General features: G+C 36.9%; 14 protein-coding genes, 1 tRNA gene and 2 riboswitches. Of the genes, 3 read left to right on the top strand and 12 right to left on the bottom strand.

The window, feature by feature from the left end; translation table 11 throughout:
- Positions 1–271 precede the first annotated feature (271 nt).
- The 6 genes from ACQKNI_RS25835 to groES form a co-directional block, all read right to left on the bottom strand.
- Positions 272–1,777 carry a sensor histidine kinase gene (locus ACQKNI_RS25835; protein WP_088233319.1) on the bottom strand — a complete coding sequence of 502 codons (1,506 nt, stop codon included), beginning with the start codon at positions 1,775–1,777 and terminating at the stop codon, positions 272–274.
- Complete coding sequence (locus ACQKNI_RS25840) at positions 1,761–2,462, bottom strand: response regulator transcription factor (RefSeq protein WP_088233318.1); 702 nt, start codon at positions 2,460–2,462, stop codon at positions 1,761–1,763. Before ACQKNI_RS25840 ends, ACQKNI_RS25835 begins: the two co-directional genes overlap by 17 nt.
- Positions 2,463–2,604: 142 nt before the next feature.
- Positions 2,605–3,930, bottom strand: a complete 1,326-nt coding sequence (locus ACQKNI_RS25845; RefSeq protein WP_088233317.1) for an NCS2 family permease — start codon at positions 3,928–3,930, stop codon at positions 2,605–2,607.
- A gap of 130 nt (positions 3,931–4,060) precedes the next feature.
- A riboswitch (purine riboswitch) is annotated at positions 4,061–4,162 on the bottom strand.
- Between the two features lie 154 nt (positions 4,163–4,316).
- Positions 4,317–5,855, bottom strand: coding sequence for a glutamine-hydrolyzing GMP synthase (guaA, locus tag ACQKNI_RS25850; RefSeq protein ID WP_140417545.1), 1,539 nt, complete (start codon positions 5,853–5,855; stop codon positions 4,317–4,319).
- 164 nt (positions 5,856–6,019) lie between these two features.
- Positions 6,020–6,121: riboswitch (purine riboswitch) on the bottom strand.
- A 139-nt stretch (positions 6,122–6,260) separates the two neighbouring features.
- On the bottom strand, positions 6,261–7,898 hold the full coding sequence (gene groL / locus ACQKNI_RS25855; protein ID WP_088233315.1) for a chaperonin GroEL: 1,638 nt from the start codon (positions 7,896–7,898) through the stop codon (positions 6,261–6,263).
- Between the two features lie 37 nt (positions 7,899–7,935).
- Entirely contained in the window at positions 7,936–8,220 is a 285-nt protein-coding gene (gene groES, locus ACQKNI_RS25860; protein WP_000917307.1) for a co-chaperone GroES, read from the bottom strand.
- 398 nt (positions 8,221–8,618) lie between these two features.
- Between groES and ACQKNI_RS25865 the strand changes: the two genes are divergently transcribed.
- Both ACQKNI_RS25865 and ACQKNI_RS25870 read left to right on the top strand, forming a co-directional pair.
- A complete protein-coding gene (locus ACQKNI_RS25865; protein WP_088233314.1) occupies positions 8,619–9,368 on the top strand; it encodes a CPBP family intramembrane glutamic endopeptidase in 750 nt (249 codons plus the stop codon).
- A complete protein-coding gene (locus ACQKNI_RS25870) occupies positions 9,365–9,556 on the top strand; it encodes a YdiK family protein (protein ID WP_088233313.1) in 192 nt (63 codons plus the stop codon). Before ACQKNI_RS25865 ends, ACQKNI_RS25870 begins: the two co-directional genes overlap by 4 nt.
- A 29-nt stretch (positions 9,557–9,585) precedes the next feature.
- Here ACQKNI_RS25870 and ACQKNI_RS25875 read toward each other — a convergent pair whose 3' ends face one another.
- Entirely contained in the window at positions 9,586–10,215 is a 630-nt protein-coding gene (locus ACQKNI_RS25875; protein ID WP_000372704.1) for a redox-sensing transcriptional repressor Rex, read from the bottom strand.
- 187 nt (positions 10,216–10,402) lie between these two features.
- Here ACQKNI_RS25875 and ACQKNI_RS25880 point away from each other — a divergent pair, with 187 nt between their 5' ends.
- The gene (locus ACQKNI_RS25880; RefSeq protein ID WP_212590132.1) at positions 10,403–12,328 is read left to right on the top strand and encodes an ABC-F family ATP-binding cassette domain-containing protein; all 1,926 of its coding nucleotides are present in this window, start codon (positions 10,403–10,405) and stop codon (positions 12,326–12,328) included.
- A gap of 465 nt (positions 12,329–12,793) precedes the next feature.
- On the opposite strand, the gene tsaD is transcribed toward ACQKNI_RS25880, so the two are convergent.
- The 5 genes from tsaD to ACQKNI_RS25905 all read right to left on the bottom strand — a co-directional run bounded on the left by tsaD (position 12,794) and on the right by ACQKNI_RS25905 (position 15,663).
- Entirely contained in the window at positions 12,794–13,810 is a 1,017-nt protein-coding gene (tsaD, locus tag ACQKNI_RS25885; protein ID WP_088233311.1) for a tRNA (adenosine(37)-N6)-threonylcarbamoyltransferase complex transferase subunit TsaD, read from the bottom strand.
- Entirely contained in the window at positions 13,810–14,253 is a 444-nt protein-coding gene (gene rimI / locus ACQKNI_RS25890; RefSeq protein WP_140417544.1) for a ribosomal protein S18-alanine N-acetyltransferase, read from the bottom strand. Before rimI ends, tsaD begins: the two co-directional genes overlap by 1 nt.
- Positions 14,254–14,266: 13 nt before the next feature.
- Entirely contained in the window at positions 14,267–14,959 is a 693-nt protein-coding gene (tsaB, locus tag ACQKNI_RS25895) for a tRNA (adenosine(37)-N6)-threonylcarbamoyltransferase complex dimerization subunit type 1 TsaB (RefSeq protein WP_088233310.1), read from the bottom strand.
- Entirely contained in the window at positions 14,940–15,413 is a 474-nt protein-coding gene (gene tsaE / locus ACQKNI_RS25900; protein ID WP_071710566.1) for a tRNA (adenosine(37)-N6)-threonylcarbamoyltransferase complex ATPase subunit type 1 TsaE, read from the bottom strand. Before tsaE ends, tsaB begins: the two co-directional genes overlap by 20 nt.
- Before the next feature lie 174 nt (positions 15,414–15,587).
- Positions 15,588–15,663: transfer RNA gene (locus tag ACQKNI_RS25905), tRNA-Asp, on the bottom strand.
- Positions 15,664–15,677 lie beyond the last annotated feature (14 nt).

Below are 15,677 nucleotides of genomic sequence, written 5' to 3' on the forward strand. Positions count from 1 at the left end.
AATAAAAATTGACGTTTCACGTTGTTTGTTTCGTTCAGTTTTCAAAGAACTACTTGGTCGCTCATTTGCGACTTCCTTATGTTAACATCTTCGTTAGTTAATGTCAACTAAGTTTTTTATTTCGTTTGCCGCTTTCGATGTTAATGTCATCGGCGACTTGTTCTATATTACACCTCTAAACTCTAATCGTCAACATGTTTTCTAAAAAAATATAAAAAAGCTTATTTCTTTTAAAATAAGCCTTTTTATCATATACCATTCCATTCATTTATTATTTTTCTATAATAGGTAACGAGACGATAAATTGAATAATACCATCCTCATATTCTGCTCTAATACTACCACCTTGTAATTCAACAATACTTTTCGCAATCGCTAAACCTAGTCCCGAACCTTCCGTTACTCTACTTCGAGATTGATCCTTCTTATAAAAACGTTCAAACAGATTAGCTAACTCTTCTCTCGTAAACTCTTCACTATGATTCGCTATAACAATTTGCATATCCCTGCGTTGCCTTTGAAGAGAAACTTTTATCTCTCCATCATCTTTGCTATACTTAATCGCATTCATTAGTAAATTATCAAATACACGGACCATCTTTTCCGAATCAATTGATGCATAGGCACGTTCCTCAGGAAATTTCTTAACAAATGTAAGTCCATGTTCTTCCGCCTGCGGTACTAACTCTTCTATTAATTGTTCAAGTAATTCATTTATACACACATCTTGTTTTTCTAGCATAACTTGTTCATTTGTTAATTTCGTATACTCAAATAAATCTTCTATTAAATTCTTTAACTGCTCCGACTTCGCAAAAGCGATTCTCGTATACTCATCATGTTGTTCCATATTCTCATATTTAGAATCTCGAAGTAATCGTAAGTACCCCATAATAGAAGTAAGTGGCGTACGCAAATCATGAGATACATTCGTAATAAGCTCATTCTTTTGCTTTTCTAATTTACGTTCCTTTTCTATATTATTCATAAGCTCTTCTGCCATATTATTAATATTCTCAGTTAAAGCCGCAATCTCATCTTCACCTTTTGTCTCAATACGGTAAGTTAAGTTACCCTTTTCTATTTCTTTTACCCCTCGCGCCATTGCTTCAATTTGCTTCATCTTTCTCTTTGTTATATAGAAGAAAGAGAAAATGAATACAAGTACTCCTATGAAAAATGGAAACGGCCCTTCTTGCGTATCATATATTACTTCACCTTCTGGAATCCCACTAACAAACATGTATAAATTCTTTCCTTCAATTGTAATTGGTGCAAAAGCAACAAATTCTTTTCTCGTACTTTCAAATTCTTTTCTACCATTCATATAATTAATCGCAAACGATGATGCATTACGAATTGTATTATGCAAATCAATTTGTTCTTCTTGCGCCTGCTTCGTTTTATATAAAACTTTACCGCTCTCGTCGGTAACCAATACTTTTAAAGCTCTAGAGTCTTGTTCTAAATTTTGATTCTCTATTTCAATCATACTTGATATAGCTTCTAATTTATTTTCATGAACTGAACTATTCGCCATACTTTGAGCTTGTTGGTTAATTTGTTCCATACCAGCCCGATAATCGATCGTCGCCTCCCGATTCGCATTCTCAAAAAACGGCGCTGCTGCCTTTGCAGACAAAAGCCCTAATAACGCACAAGCAGTAAACGCAGTAATAAGTTGAATTCGTATACTCCGTTTCACACTCTTCACTATCTTTCCAATTAATTCTCGGATTTTCCTAATATAAGTAAATGGATTAAATATCTTTTTCAATCTTATACCCCACTCCCCATACTGTTTTTATATATATTGGTTTCCTTGGATTCTCTTCAATCTTTTCACGCACTTTCCGAATATGAACCATTACCGTATTATCCGACTGGAACGATCTTTCATTCCAAACCTTTTCATAAATTTGTTCTGCGCTAAAGACCATCCCCGGATTACGAGCTAGTAATTCTAAAATCGAAAATTCCCTCGGAGTCAATTTCACTTCTTCTCCATCCACAATAACTTTATGGGTCGAAATGTTTATTTTCATCTCTCCAATTTCTAACTCGTCCTCATTTTGAATAGCGAAACCATTCATTTTCATATAACGACGTAACTGAGATTTAATTCTTGCGATTAACTCTAACGGATTAAATGGTTTCGTTACGTAATCATCCGCACCTGTTGTTAATCCTAAAATCTTATCCATATCTTGCGTTTTCGCAGAAAGCATAATAATTGGCATTTCTTTCGATTCTCTTACTTTCATACACATATGAATACCATCTACTTTCGGCATCATAATATCTAATACGACTAAGTGCACTTCATTTTTTTCTAATAGACGTAATCCTTCTTCTCCGTCTCCTGCTTGCAGTACTTTATATCCTTCATTCTTTAAATAGATTGTAATTAAATTTCGAATTTCTTTTTCATCATCTACAACAAGTATTGTTTCGTGCGCCACAATATCTCCCCCATCATTTTTTATCCCTAACTTCTATTATAGGAAAACTTCTGAAGAAAAACGTTCGGAAATCCTTAAGATTTTCTGAAGACGCAAAAAAGGTCTAGACTCCCCTTAAGTCTAGACCTTTCAAAAACCCCTTTTATTTACGAACGTAGATGAAATATAGTACGAATAAAACTCCCAGAACATACATAATTGGATGAATCTCTTTACGACGACCACTCACAACCATTGTAATTGGATAGAAGATAAATCCGATTGCAATTCCCGTTGCGATACTGTACGTAAGCGGCATTGAAATGATAGTAAAGAATGCCGGTACTGCAATCTCGAATTTCTTCCAATCAATTTCTCCTAAAGATGAAACCATCAAGATCCCTACAATAATTAAAGCTGGTGCCGTTACTGCTGGTGTCACAACACTTAGTAATGGCGAGAAGAATAGTGCCAGTAAGAAGAATCCTGCTGTTACAACTGCTGTAAATCCAGAACGTCCTCCCGCTGCTACCCCTGCAGACGACTCAATGTAAGACGTTGTCGTTGATGTACCTAAGATCGCACCGATTACAGTTGCAATCGCATCTGCAAATAACGCTTTCCCTGCACGTGGTAATTTATTGTTCTTCATTAATCCTGCTTGATTCGCAACCGCCACAAGCGTACCTGCTGTATCAAAGAAATCTATAAAGAAGAACGTTATAATAACAATACCCATTTCAACAGTGAAAATATCTCCGAAGTGAGTTAACGCCACCCCGAACGTCGGTTCTAGGCTCGGTATTGCTCCCACTACAGCTTTCGGAGTATCAATTAATCCTGTTGTTACTCCTAAGATTGCCGTAAGAATCATACCGTAAAATACCGCACCATTGATTTTCTTAATCATGAAGATAATTGTAATAACAACTCCGAAGATCGCTAGTAACGTTGTGCCCTTTGTTAAGTCCCCCAACCCAACAAGAACAGCATCATTTTTCACGATAATTCCGGCATTTTGGAATCCAAGGAAAGCAATGAATAATCCGATACCTGCCGCTACTGCAAACTTTAACTCTGATGGAATTGCATTAATGATTTTTTCACGAATACCTGAAGCAGTAAGAATAATAAAGATAATACCTGACATTAATGTTCCGGCAATTGCTGTTTGCCACGGAATACCCATCGTTAACACTGCTGTATAAGCAAAGAACGCGTTAATCCCCATACCTGGCGCTAAAGCAATTGGATACTTTGCGAAAATCCCCATAATTAACGAACCGATTGCTGCCGCTAATGCTGTAGCAACGAATACTGCACCTGGATCCATTCCCGTACCTGCCGGTAATCCCTTAACATTGCCAAGCGACAGCGTAGCAGGATTGACAAATAGTACGTAAGCCATAGATAAAAATGTCGTTAACCCCGCTATGAACTCTGTTTTATAATTTGTACCGAGTTCATCAAACTGAAAATAGCGTTTCATCTTACGTTTCCCCCGTTATATGATTACTCGCCGTATTTCACCCTAGCCCTCTTTTATCTATAACAATAAAAAAGGCTCCCATTGCATATATACATGGAAGCGTTCTATAAACAAAGACAAGTTTCCCCTCATCTTTATACAAACGCCTCGTAGTCAAGCCATTTACGGTAGCTAGGTAGAAACTTTCGGGCCATATTCCCGATATTATACGACGGCTATAATATTCACTTTTCGTTTGAATTACATACTCATATTAACTCTTGAAAGTATTTTTGTCAATTTAAAAACGAACATTTTTATATTTTTTTATATTTTCGTTCGTATTAAAGTTAAAATCAAAAAAGATCCATCTATGCATAAGCAATAGATGGATCTTTTTTATAATACTATTCCCACTCAATAGTTGCTGGTGGCTTACTCGTTACATCATACACGATACGGTTAACGTGTTTTACTTCATTTACGATACGTACAGAGATTTTCTCTAATACGTCCCAAGGGATACGTGCCCAGTCAGCTGTCATACCGTCGATAGATGTTACTGCACGGATACCTACTGTGTAATCGTAAGTACGCTCGTCACCCATAACACCTACGCTACGCATACCAGGAAGCGCAGTGAAGTATTGCCAGATTTCGCGGTCTAATCCTGCTTTAATAATTTCTTCACGTAAAATCGCATCAGATTCACGAACGATTTCTAATTTCTCTTCTGTGATTTCACCTAATACACGAATACCAAGACCAGGGCCTGGGAATGGTTGACGCCATACGATTTCATCAGGAATTCCTAGTTCAGATCCTAATACACGTACTTCATCTTTAAATAACGTGTTTAAAGGCTCAATTAATTTGAACTGCATGTCTTCCGGAAGTCCACCAACGTTATGGTGAGATTTAATTGTTTGTGCAGTCGCTGTACCACTCTCAACGATATCTGTGTAAAGTGTACCTTGCGCTAAGAAATCCATTCCTTGTAATTTAGACGCTTCATCATCAAATACGTAAATGAATTCGTTACCGATGATTTTACGTTTTTGTTCTGGATCTTCTACACCTTTTAACTTGTTCATAAAGCGTTCTTTCGCATCCACCTTAATTACGTTCATGTGGAAGCCTTCGCTGAATGTTTTCATAACGCCTTCTGCTTCACCTTTACGAAGTAAGCCATGATCCACGAAAATACATGTTAATTGGTCGCCGATTGCTTTATGAATTAATACTGCTACAACAGAAGAGTCTACACCGCCACTAAGTGCGCATAGTACTTTTTTGTCTCCAACAGTTTCACGGATTTTCTCTAATTCTACTTCGATAAAGTTCTCCATGTTCCATCCTTCAGAACAACCACATACGCCGAATACAAAGTTTTTAATTAAATCGTTACCGTGCTCAGAGTGACGTACTTCTGGGTGGAATTGTACACCGTATAAGTTTTTCGCTTCATTGCTCATACCAGCAATTGGGCAAGACTCACTTGTTGCGTCTACTACGAATCCTTCAGGTAAACCAGTTACTAGGTCACCATGACTCATCCATACAACTTGCTCTTCTGGAAGGTTCGCATATAATTTTGATTCGTTCTCTACTTTAAGAACAGCTTTTCCGTACTCACGGTGGTTTGCACGTTCTACTTTACCACCGAATTGTTGTGTCATAAGCTGCATACCGTAACAAATACCGAAAATCGGTAATCCTAGGTCAAAGATTTTTTCATCACAATGTAATGCACCTTCACCGTATACACTATTTGGTCCACCAGAGAAAATAATCCCTTTTGGATTCATTGCTTTAATTTCTTCTGCAGTAATTGTATGTGGATGAAGTTCACTGTATACACCGAACTCACGAATTCGACGTGCTATTAACTGATTGTATTGACTCCCAAAATCCAAAACGATAATTGTATCATGCTGCTTTTTCAAAATAATCACCCCAACGTTAGTTCTCGTATATAAATATTTTCACCAATTAGGCGAAAAGCATTACCAATATAATAAAAAAAGCCAGTCCTCCGCCTCTAGTCTCATAACAAAGAAAAGGCAGGGGTCTGGCTTTATAAAGAAAGATAGTCTCCGCTCTTTATAAATATAAGACACACTGCCTTCATAGTCAGGTTGTTTACGGTAACCCGGTAGAGACTCTCAAACCATATCATTGAGGATATATGAAGGATCGTTTTATATTATCTTCCTAGATTCTAACAATGAAGTATCGATATGGTCAAGAGAGAAAGCGACAAAATTCTACAGAAATTCATTTCCTTTTCTAAAAAACACAAAAAAACATCCACTTCTATATAGAAGTGAATGTTTTTCGAGCAAACGGAATTACATCATTCCGCCCATACCGCCCATGCCCATGCCGCCCATGTCAGGCATTCCAGCAGCACCAGCTGGTTCTGGCTTGTCAGCTACTACAGCTTCAGTTGTTAAGAACATAGCTGCAACAGATGCTGCGTTTTGAAGTGCAGAGCGAGTTACTTTAGCTGGATCTACGATACCAGTTTCAAGCATGTTAACCCACTCACCAGTAGCTGCGTTGAAACCAACGCCTACTTTTTCGCCTTTTAGACGCTCTACAACTACAGATCCTTCTAGACCAGCGTTGATTGCGATTTGACGAACTGGCTCTTCTAGTGCACGAAGTACGATGTTGATACCTGTTGCTTCGTCGCCTTCAGCTACGATAGAAGCTACTTTCGTGTATACGTTCATAAGTGAAGTACCACCACCTGCAACGATACCTTCTTCTACTGCTGCACGAGTTGAGTTAAGTGCATCTTCAATGCGAAGTTTGCGCTCTTTTAACTCAGTTTCAGTTGCTGCACCTACTTTAATTACTGCTACGCCACCTGCAAGTTTTGCAAGACGCTCTTGTAATTTTTCACGATCGAATTCAGAAGTTGTTTCTTCTAATTGCGCACGGATTTGACCAATGCGAGCTTCGATTTGTTGTGTATTTCCAATACCTTCAACTACAGTTGTGTTTTCTTTCGTTACAACGATTTTACCAGCGCGTCCTAAAGATTCAACTGTAGCAGATTTTAAGTCACGGCCTAATTCTTCAGTGATTACTTCGCCACCAGTTAAGATTGCGATATCTTCTAGCATCGCTTTACGACGGTCACCAAATCCAGGAGCTTTAACAGCTACTACATTGAATGTACCACGAAGTTTGTTCACTACTAATGTAGCTAAAGCTTCGCCTTCTACATCTTCAGCAATGATAAGAAGTGGTTTACCTTGTTGTACCACTTGCTCTAATACTGGTAAGATTTCTTGGATGTTAGAAATCTTTTTGTCAGTAATTAAAATGTATGGGTTATCAAGAACCGCTTCCATTTTGTCAGAATCAGTAATCATGTAAGGAGATGCATATCCACGATCAAATTGCATACCTTCTACTACGTCTAATTCTGTTGTGAAACCTTTAGATTCTTCTAAAGTAATAACGCCGTCGTTACCAACGCGCTCCATTGCTTCAGCGATTAATTGACCTACTTCTTCGTCAGCAGCAGAAATAGCAGCTACTTGTGCGATTGAAGATTTGCCTTCGATTGGTTTAGAAATCGTTTTTAATTCTTCAATTGCAGCAGCAACAGCTTTTTCGATACCTTTACGAAGACCCATTGGGTTAGCGCCAGCTGTTACGTTTTTAAGACCTTCACGAATCATAGCTTGTGCTAATACAGTTGCAGTTGTTGTTCCGTCACCAGCTACATCATTTGTTTTGCTAGCAACTTCTGCTACTAATTTTGCACCCATGTTTTCGAATGCATCTTCTAATTCGATTTCTTTTGCGATCGTTACACCATCATTAGTAATAAGTGGTGAACCGAATTTTTTCTCAAGTACAACGTTACGACCTTTTGGTCCAAGCGTTACTTTTACTGCATTTGCAAGAGTGTCGACACCGCGAAGCATCGAACGACGTGCTTCTTCACCAAATTTAATATCTTTTGCCATAATAATTGACCCCCTTGAATTTTTAAGATTTATATAATTAACCGATAACCGCTAAAATGTCACTTTCACGTAAAATCAAGTACTCTTTACCTTCGTATTTCACTTCAGTACCTGCATATTTTGAGAAGATGATAAGATCACCTGCTGCTACCTCTAAAGCAACACGCTCACCATTTTCAAGCACTCGACCAGTACCTGCTGCAACAACTTTACCCTCTTGTGGTTTTTCTTTTGCAGTGTCTGGTAATACAATACCACTTGCTGTTTTTTCTTCTGCTTGAACAAGCTCAATTACAACGCGATCACCTAATGGCTTTAGCATGAACAATAACCTCCTCATTTTGTTATGTAAATTTTATTTATTAGCACTCAAGTCACCCGAGTGCTAACACACTTATAATAATAAATAATCTCAATTTCTTTTGCAAGTAAAAAAATCATAATTTTTTCGCAAATCACTATATACTTTTCTATATAAAATTCTTCTTCTACTAGCTTTACTATATGAATCGTTGTTTCCACTGCTCGTATGTTACAATATGAAGGACACCCTAAGTTGTTTTCGCTACATACACAGCTTTTTCCTGTCTTCTATTTTAATTTCCAATACAGATTTACAAAAAAATCATAATTCGAATGAAAGTTTATATCGTAGGTAGCATATTACATGTTATCCTGCCTTATCTCATAAACTAGAGTTAGAAAGGATGGTTAAACCATTTGAAGAAACAATATTGGTGGGTTATCGTTACATATATTTTAATGCAGTTATCCGGAATTGTTGGATTGCCATTACTCTTAAAAACAGGTCTCTATGATAATAGAGGATTAACCACTGAAGAAAAAGGGCAAATCATAACTGGACATTGGGCTATCATTAGCTTCTTTATTGCATTATGCATCGTACTTTGGTTACTTAGAACAGATATTCGTGACAGGCATTTAGATGCAATGCGCTCTTCTGTTCCAGCTACAGTTGGATGGATTTTTATCGGGTTCTTCTTAGCATTTTTCTCACAAAGTATTGCTGGTATGATTGAAATGTATTTACTAGGTATTAAACCTGGATCTGAAAATACAGCAAGACTTATGGACATCGCAAGAACAACACCTTGGTTCCTTATTGTTGTATCTATAATCGGACCTATCCTAGAAGAAATCGTATTTAGAAAAATTTTATTTGGTACACTTTACAAGAAGTTTAACTTCTTTATTGCCGCTATCATTAGTTCTCTTGTATTTGCGGCGATTCATTTTGATTTCACTCACTTATTGGTATACACTGCTATGGGGCTCGTATTCGCCTTTTTATATGTAAAAACGAAACGTATTATCGTTCCAATTGCAGCTCATGTTGCGATGAATACACTCGTTGCAATGGCTCAAATTGCAGTAAGCAATGAGCAAATTCAAGAGATGATTAAAGAAGCTGAAAAAATGCAAGGCTTTATCGGAGGATTTTTAGTATGAGAAACTCACCATTGTTCATGGCTGCATTGTATTTCCTTCTCGGATGTATCTTTACACGTTTCGCCATTACGAACGTAACAGATACAATCTGGAATATGTGGACAATACTATTTGCAGTTATGGCAACAATTGATTTTAATTTGGCACTTCGCCTTATATTAGTTAAATTCACACAGAAGAAACAATAATAAAACGCAGAGGTCGCTTCCTCTGCGTTTTATTGTGGATAATTTTTCAAAAAGTAAACGAGTGTTTGTAACTCTACAGCTAAATCAATATGATGAATTCTTATATTCTCTGACACATTTAAGCGCGCTGGTGTAAAGTTTAAAATACCGTGCACGTTTGTTTCTGCCAATCTATCGGCTACAGATTGCGCTACTGTAGCGGGTACTGTTAATATTGCCACTTGTATATCAGTCGATAAACGTTCTTCTAATTCATCTAAATGATATACAGGAATGCCCCCGATTTCTGTTCCAACTTTCTCTTCACTAACATCAAATGCCATTTCAATCTTTGTATTATTGTTTTTCGTGAAATTATAATGTAAGAAAGCTGTTCCTAAATTACCTACTCCAATAAGTGCTACACGTGTTATATCATCTTGGTCGAGTGTTTCCCGGAAAAATGATAATAAATAATTTACGTTATATCCATATCCTTTTTTCCCTAACGCTCCAAAGTACGAGAAATCTCTTCGAATAGTTGCGGAATCAACCTTTACCGCTTCACTCAATTCGGCTGATGAAACACGTTGCTTACCAGAAAGAGATAAGTTTTGGATAAATCGATAGTATAGAGGCAATCGCTTAGCAGTGGCTTGTGGAATTTTTTGCTGATCCATATAACCTCTCCTCTCTTCCTATCTTGATTCATATACTTTAATCAAATACAGAAGTTTAGCACTCATTAAATTCCTTGTATAATAGAAAGAAGAAGTATTCTCTCTGTATTTTAAACTATACACTATTTTTAGTATGATTGAGAAATATAAACATGGCAAAGTTAAGAAATTATTTGAGGTGAAAACATTGATTTTATTACAAGTAAATGGACTTTCGAAATTATACGGTGCAGAAACGATTCTTGCCAACATAAAATTGGAAGTGCAAACGAAAGATCGCATCGCACTAGTCGGACGAAACGGGGCCGGGAAATCTACATTATTAAAAATAATTGCTGGAGAGCTATCTCATGATGGCGGCGAAATTATAAAACCGAAAGATGTCTCAATTGGGTATTTAGCTCAAAATACTGGATTAGAAACGTCTTTAAAAATTTGGGATGAAATGTTAACCGTCTTTACGCACTTGCAGCAAATGGAAACAAAACTTCGAAGGCTTGAGCAAGAGATGGGAAAAGAAGAAAACTTTTCAAACGCAGCCACATATGAAAAATTACTAGCTGATTATGATCAATTACAATTAGACTATAAAGATCAAGGTGGCTATCAGTATGAAGCAGACATTCGCGCGATTTTAAGCGGTCTTGGCTTCCCAGTTGAAACGCACCAGACGACAATCTCCACTTTAAGCGGCGGACAAAAAACACGATTAGCTCTCGGGAAATTATTATTAACGAAACCAGACTTACTTATTTTAGACGAGCCTACAAACCATTTAGACATCGAAACATTAACATGGCTTGAACAATATTTACAAGGCTATCCTGGCGCAATACTAATCGTTTCTCATGACCGTTATTTCTTAGACAAACTCGTTACGCAAGTATATGAAATTTCGAATAAAGAAAGCAGACGATTTGTTGGTAACTACAGTAAATATTTAGACTTAAAATCAGCTTTATACGAGCAAGAAATGAAGCGTTATGAAAAACAACAAGATGAAATCGCTAAACTTGAAGATTTCGTACAAAAGAATATAGCTCGTGCCTCTACGACGAAACGTGCACAAAGCCGCCGTAAACAATTGGACCGAATGGAATTATTAACAAGACCATTAGGTGATTCTAAGTCAGCATCCTTCCACTTCGATATTGAAAAACAAAGTGGGAATGATGTTTTACAAGTAAAAGATGCAACTATCGGCTATGATGCAGACCCGATTATTGAACATGTAACTATGCGCTTAACGCGCGGGGATAGTGTTGCTTTAGTTGGACCAAACGGAATTGGAAAATCCACATTGTTAAAGTCCATTGTGAATAAGTTACCATTATTAAATGGTAATGTTTCTTTCGGATCCAACGTATCTGTTGGTTATTACGATCAAGAACAAGCCAATTTAACATCTTCTAAGCGCGTGTTAAATGAACTATGGGATGAATATCCACTGCAACCTGAAAAAGAAATTCGCACGATACTAGGTAACTTTTTATTCACAGGGGATGATGTACTGAAGCCAGTATCTTCTCTTAGTGGTGGACAAAAAGCTCGATTAGCTCTTGCAAAACTTATGATGCAAAAATCTAATTTGTTAATTCTCGATGAACCGACGAACCATCTTGATTTAAATAGTAAAGAGATTTTAGAGAATGCTTTAATTGATTATCCAGGGACTCTTCTATTCGTCTCACATGACCGCTACTTCATTAATCGCGTAACGACAACTGTTGTTGAGTTATCAACAGAAGGTGCACAAGAGTATTTAGGGGATTATGATTACTACGTTGAAAAGAAAAATGAAATGATTGAACGTGCAGAGCTTGAACAGCAAGAAAATGACGTGCCTGTTCAAAAGGTGGTTGCACAAGAAAAGTTAAATTATCTAGAAGAAAAAGAACGTAAAAAACTAGAGCGTCAACGCACTAGAAAAATTGAAGAACTGGAACAAAGTATCGTAGAATTTGAAGAAGAAATCGCTACGTTAGAAGATCAGCTTTGCTTACCAGAAATATATGCTGATTATGAAAAGGCTAGTGAAATTACAACTAAAAAACAAACACTACAAGAACAACTTGAAGCTTGTATGGCAGAATGGGAAGAACTGCATTTATAAGAGCATTTAAATAAGAAGGATGTCTCATAAGTCGAGATTTTGACTATGCGACATCCTTTTTGTTTTCTAAAGGGAATCAACGTCATCGTACATGAACATTTTTTTGAATATATCTATCGTAACTTGAAATACATCAACGATTCGACACCAAATATCTATTTACCGACAAAGTTTGACATTGGTACCAATTCGCGGATTAAAAGAAGATTATCTCGAAATATCTTTTCGGATATTCACCATTATTTTATTTCCCGAAAAAGGATATATTCAAAGGTCAGACTTCATTCAGTTTATCCACAATGTTATACACATATCCACCTTTAGTATAATAAACACAGAAATAACTTTTCCACATTATCCACAACTAACAAAAAAGTTATTAACATTTTATATACACAGTAAAAGCCACATTATCAACAGATAATATGGCTTTTATCCACAAGCTGTGGTTAATTTTGTGCATAACTAAGCTTCAATATCTAATCCTGGATTTGCATTTAAAGCTAATGTCGCACGTTTTCCTTGTTCATATGCAATTGTACCTGCCGCTGCAATCATTGCTGCATTATCTGTACATAAAGATAGAGGAGGAATAATTAGCTCTACATTTTCTTTTTGTGCAAATTCTGCTTCTAAACGTGCACGAAGCCCTTTATTTGCGGCCACTCCACCAGCAAGAAGTACTTGCTTTACATTATACGCATCCGCTGCACGAGACGCTTTCGTTACTAGTACGTCAATTACACTCTCTTGAAAACTTGCTGCTAAATCTTCTGGGGCAATTTCTATGCCGCGTTGTTTTGCGTTATGCACAGTGTTGATAACTGCTGATTTCAATCCACTAAAGCTGAAATCATATGAATCAGGTTCTAGCCATGCACGCGGTAAATCAATTGTTGGCTCTCCTTCATGCGCAAGACGATCAATATGAGGCCCCCCTGGATAAGGCATAGATAACGTACGAGCTACTTTATCATATGCTTCTCCCGCTGCATCATCTCGTGTTTCACCAATTACTTCAAATGAACCATGCTCTTTCATATAAACAAGCTCTGTATGCCCACCAGATACAACAAGTGATAGTAGAGGGAATTGAACTTCTTTTACTAAACGATTCGCATAAATATGGCCAGCAATATGATGAACACCAACTAGAGGAATATCATGCGCAAAGGCCACTGCCTTCGCTGCATTTACTCCAATTAGAAGTGCTCCAACTAAACCAGGCCCTTCTGTTACAGCAATTGCATCAATATCCTCAAATGTGATATTCGCTTCTTTTAAAGCTTCTTCTAACACAACTGTAATTTCTTCTACATGATGACGGGATGCAATCTCTGGTACAACTCCGCCAAAACGTTTATGACTTTCAATTTGTGATGCAACGACATTCGCAATAATTTCCGTTCCATTTTTAACAACCGCTACTGCTGTTTCATCACAACTTGTTTCAATACCAAGTATAATCGTATTTTTTTCCATTATATATTCACCCACATTACGAGACCATCTTCCTGATTGTCTGCATAGTATCGTTTACGAATTCCACCATTTTGAAATCCGTATTTTCTGTATAACTGTTTTGCTACTTCATTTGATACACGTACTTCAAGTGTCATCGTTTTTACCCCTAGATCTTTCGCTTCAGAAATAACTTCTTTCAATAAAGCATCTCCTAGCTTTTGACCTCTGTATTCTGGCAAAATAGCTATGTTTGTTATATGTGATTCATCAATAATTATCCACAATCCACAATAGCCAATTACACGACCATCTTTTTCTAACACAACATAATGTGCATGTTCATTCATCGTTAACTCACGGTGAAAGGCATCTGCAGTCCAAGGAGTTGAAAAAGATGCTTCTTCAATAGCTACAATTTGAGCGATATCATCGAGTTCCATCTTTCTAAGTATCATATCCATCCTCTGCAGACTCCTACTTGTTTTGACTTTCTAACCACTTTGTTTCAGCTTCAGCTAAACGAAGATAACTAGGAACAAATGAATGTACATCTTGTTCTTCTTTTTGTAACCCTAAGAACGCTAACTCACTTGGTCTTGGATTATTTTTAGTGAAAGGAGCAAATACAGCTTGTTCGCCTAAATGTTCTATAATTGTTTCTTTGTGCAGTTTAACATCGTTACCAATAAATAAAACACGCTTTCCTGTATCTTTTAACATTTGCAACCAGTCTACAATAAGGATAATTCGGTCTTCTTCTATAGAAGTTAAATTCTCTCCTTCATATGTATATAAACCCGTATAAATTTGTCCACGTCTTCCATCGAATAAAGGACAGATTAATCCATCAAAATTAGCTCCGTTTGCAGCCACCACTTCTAAACTTGAAACACCTACGATTGGTATTTGAAGTGACCAAGCTAATGTTTTTGCAGCTGTCACACCTATGCGAACACCTGTATACGACCCAGGTCCAGCAGCTACAACAATTTTAGTTAATTCTTTCGGTTTTACACCACATTCTTTTAACAGTTGTTCTACAGCTGGCATAAGACGTACAGAATGGTTTTTTGTTAAATTTGTAATGATTTCCCCAATTACGTTTCCTTCCTCAATAAGGGATACACCCATCACGTAATTTGAAGTATCAATTGCTAGTACTTTCATCTTGTAATAGCTCCTCACATAATCTAATATATCGATCTCCAATTGGCTCGAGTACAATTTTTCTCGTGTCATCTCCAGCATGGAATAAACTAATTTGCAACTTTTCATTTGGTAAATATGCTTCTATTAAATGAGCCCATTCTACTACTGTGATTCCTTCACCATAGAAATACTCATCAAAGCCTAAGTCCTCTTCACTTTCCGCTAAACGATACACGTCCATATGATATAACGGTAATCTTCCTTTATACTCTTTAATGATATTAAAGGTAGGGCTATTTACGACTCTTTTTACTCCAAGACCTTTTGCTAACCCTTTTGTAAAAGTCGTCTTACCAGCTCCAAGATCTCCTTCTAAAATAATTACATCTTGTGCCTTTACAAGTTCACCTAATCTTTCTGATAATCTTTGTGTTTCCTCAGAAGATTTTGTTGTTACTTCATATTTACTCACAGACTTCACCTACTTTATTCACAATGTTCTCTGCTCTTTATTATACAGGTTTTGAATATATAAAAAAGTCCTTAGGAGTTGTCCTAAGGATAGTTTGACTGTCTTTATTAGTTTTTTGTTAAAACAAATAAAAAAATACGAAACAACATGTTTCGTTCTTTTCTTTATATAAAATGGCGGTCCCGACCGGGGTCGAACCGGCGATCTCCTGCGTGACAGGCAGGCATGTTAACCACTACACCACGGGACCATTTGGTTGCGGGG

Source organism: Bacillus sp. NPDC094064 (genome assembly GCF_050279585.1).
Classification (GTDB): Bacteria; Bacillota; Bacilli; order Bacillales; family Bacillaceae_G; genus Bacillus_A.

Excerpts from the sequence above, each read along its gene's own strand:
- ACQKNI_RS25845 (WP_088233317.1), bottom strand. The coding sequence starts at position 3,930 with ATGAAACGCTATTTTCAGTTTGATGAACTCGGTACAAATTATAAAACA.
- groL (WP_088233315.1), bottom strand. The coding sequence starts at position 7,898 with ATGGCAAAAGATATTAAATTTGGTGAAGAAGCACGTCGTTCGATGCTT.
- groES (WP_000917307.1), bottom strand. The coding sequence starts at position 8,220 with ATGCTAAAGCCATTAGGTGATCGCGTTGTAATTGAGCTTGTTCAAGCA.
- ACQKNI_RS25870 (WP_088233313.1), top strand. The coding sequence starts at position 9,365 with ATGAGAAACTCACCATTGTTCATGGCTGCATTGTATTTCCTTCTCGGA.
- ACQKNI_RS25875 (WP_000372704.1), bottom strand. The coding sequence starts at position 10,215 with ATGGATCAGCAAAAAATTCCACAAGCCACTGCTAAGCGATTGCCTCTA.
- tsaD (WP_088233311.1), bottom strand. The coding sequence starts at position 13,810 with ATGGAAAAAAATACGATTATACTTGGTATTGAAACAAGTTGTGATGAA.
- rimI (WP_140417544.1), bottom strand. The coding sequence starts at position 14,253 with ATGGATATGATACTTAGAAAGATGGAACTCGATGATATCGCTCAAATT.
- tsaB (WP_088233310.1), bottom strand. The coding sequence starts at position 14,959 with ATGAAAGTACTAGCAATTGATACTTCAAATTACGTGATGGGTGTATCC.